This is a genomic window from Flavobacterium sp. (genome assembly GCF_023151265.1).
Classification (GTDB): domain Bacteria; phylum Bacteroidota; class Bacteroidia; order Flavobacteriales; family Flavobacteriaceae; genus Flavobacterium.
Genome location: NZ_JAKLJH010000207.1, coordinates 1 through 2,656, shown reverse-complemented (window position 1 = coordinate 2,656; position 2,656 = coordinate 1). Strand labels below are relative to the sequence as shown.

Here is a 2,656-nt window from a genome sequence, read left to right as displayed (position 1 = left end):
AAAAAGTAACTGTTTTTAATGACTATTTTACTCTAAAATTTAGGTGGTCAATTTGGACTGGAATTGAGTGGTCAGTTTGCACCGAAATCGATGGTCAATTTAGACTGGAAAGTGGTGGTCAATTTGACCGTTTTTTCCAGGTACTGTAAAGTAGATGGTAAACCTGAGTTTTTTAACACATATGGAGTACATCCTGAAACTGGAAAAGCTTTGAAGCCTGTAAGTGAATATATTGTTCAGAAATATGTAAAAAAAATCAAATTTCATTAAAATGTACATTTTTTCTACAGCAATATATTTATTGTGTTTTCATTTATTTGCAAAATGTTAAAACAGAACCCCCTTAAAAATACTTAGTTTACTAAGTAGAAATACCTGTTTTAAAAATCAGGTACTTTTTTAACCAACCTATTTTTGATCAATTTTGTAAGGAAAATTAACAATGAAAAACAAACACTACTTATTTCTAGTAATCGGATTATTTTCGATTACTAATTCGATTGCCCAAGACATTCTTTGGGAACGCTCCTACGGAGGTAAACATGCAGAATATTTATTTGATGCTATTCCCACAGCTGATTATGGTTTCATATTGGCAGGGAGTTCTATTTCCAATAAGAATGGAAATAAATCGGAGGCAAACAAAGGCGATTTAGATTATTGGATTTGGAAAATGGACGAAAAAGGAACTCCAGAATGGCAAAAAAGCTTTGGAGGAACAGGTGTCGATATTTTATACAGTGTAAAAAACACCAATGATGGTGGATTTATATTAGCAGGAACATCTTCTTCTAATAAAAGTGAAGATAAAAAAGACGATAGCAAGGGTCAAGAAGATTTTTGGGTTATAAAATTAGATGCGAAAGGTAAAGAGTTGTGGCAAAGAACTATTGGAGGAACTAGCCAAGAAAAATTACTAAGTGTTGCGCAAACTAAAGATGGAGGTTTTGTTTTAGGAGGATCATCAAGTTCAAATAAAACTTTAGCTGATAGTAAAGGAAAGCTAGATGAATTTGGAAAAGCTGAAAACAGTAAAGGAAATTTAGATTATTGGGTAGTAAAACTTGATATAGATGGAAAAGTTGAGTGGAATAAAGCTATTGGCGGAAAATATGTAGATGAGTTAAAAAGTATAGAGCAAACAGAAGATGAAGGCTACATATTAGGAGGGTATTCCAACTCTCCAGTTTCTGGAGATAAAGCAGAGACTAATGTTGGACAAGGTGATTATTGGGTTGTTAAATTAAATAAGAACGGATTAATTCAATGGCAAAGAACTTTAGGAGGTGATAAAGATGATAATTTATTTGCTTTAACTCAAACTAAGGATAAAGGATTTATTGTTGGAGGAAGTTCTAATTCAAGTGCAACCGATACTAAAAATAAAACCAGTAAGAACGGTACAGATTTTTGGATTGTTAAATTAGACGAGATTGGAAATGTACAGTGGCAAGAAGCTTACGATTATGGTAAATACGATATGTTATCTTCAATAGTTGAGAATCCAGATGGCACTTTTTTAATTGGAGGTTATGCACAATCAGAGTTTAAATCAAAGTCAACAAATGTAAAAGGTTTAAAAACTACCAAAAAAGACGAAGAAGGTATTAACGATTACATTGCTTTAAAAATCAAAGACAATGGGGAAGAAATTTGGACACAAACCGTTGGAAGTAATGGAGACGAAGTCTTAAAGAGACTTTTTGAAACCCGAGATGGAGGTTATATTCTAGCAGGAACATCTAACGGAACTATTTCAAGAGACAAGAACTCTATGAAAGGGAGACAAGATTTTTGGATAGTTAAATTAAAAGACAAAGATAAAAAAGATAAAGAAAAGCAAAATATAGAAGCCATTCCAAATCCAGCTTCATCATATACCAATGCTATTATAGGTTACGACTACAAAGATGGAACCGTAACACTTTATGATTTAAATGGAAGAAGTTTACAAACCATTAAAGTAGATGGAGAGCGAACCGTTCCAGTAAATTTAAGTGGATTACCCCAAGGAGTTTATATCATAGAGGTGAAAACAGATGTGAGCAAAGATGGAGTTAAAGTTATTAAGAAGTAAGAAAGTATTAGAAATGAAAGCAAATTTAAAAACGATATTATTTTTAGTATTATTTACTATATCTGGATATGGTCAAATAAATACAATTCCAGTTGAGGTAATTAGTCCAGCGCCTTCAGTGGCTAATTTAATGAGTTTTACGGAAGTTCCTGTTAATACTCATACAGGAATTCCAGATATATCAATACCACTTGTAAGTTTGTCTACTCATAACAAAGATATTGGTGTAAACGTAGCACTAAGTTATCATCCTTCAAGTATTTCTATTGATGGTAGTGCAAGCGATGTTGGTTTGGGGTGGAATTTGACAGCTGATGGAGTAATTTCTAGAGCAATTTATTATACACCTGATGAATATCTTATCCCTACGTTTCAAAATAATATTCCAAACTTTGACCTATCTAGAGTTCATTATGATGATGTTTATAGTTATAATTTTATGGGGTACACAGGTAAATTTAAAATTACATATAATGGACATAATAACACTTTTTTATTAGAGAAATTACAAGTTGATAATTTAAAAATTGAGTTTAATATGATTAATGGAACTCAAATAATTGATTCATTTATAATTTA

Annotated in this window: 2 protein-coding genes; both read left to right on the top strand. The window is 31.7% G+C overall.

Going from position 1 to position 2,656, the window contains the following annotated elements; translation table 11 throughout:
• Positions 1-442 precede the first annotated feature (442 nt).
• A complete protein-coding gene (locus L6Q46_RS13550) occupies positions 443-2,077 on the top strand; it encodes a T9SS type A sorting domain-containing protein (protein ID WP_291284752.1) in 1,635 nt (544 codons plus the stop codon).
• Between the two features lie 13 nt (positions 2,078-2,090).
• On the top strand, positions 2,091-2,656 hold a 566-nt coding region (locus L6Q46_RS13545), incomplete at its 3' end, for a hypothetical protein (RefSeq protein WP_291284751.1).

Coding starts and splice junctions, on each gene's coding strand:
- L6Q46_RS13550 (WP_291284752.1), top strand. CDS start 443: ATGAAAAACAAACACTACTTATTTCTAGTAATCGGATTATTTTCGATT.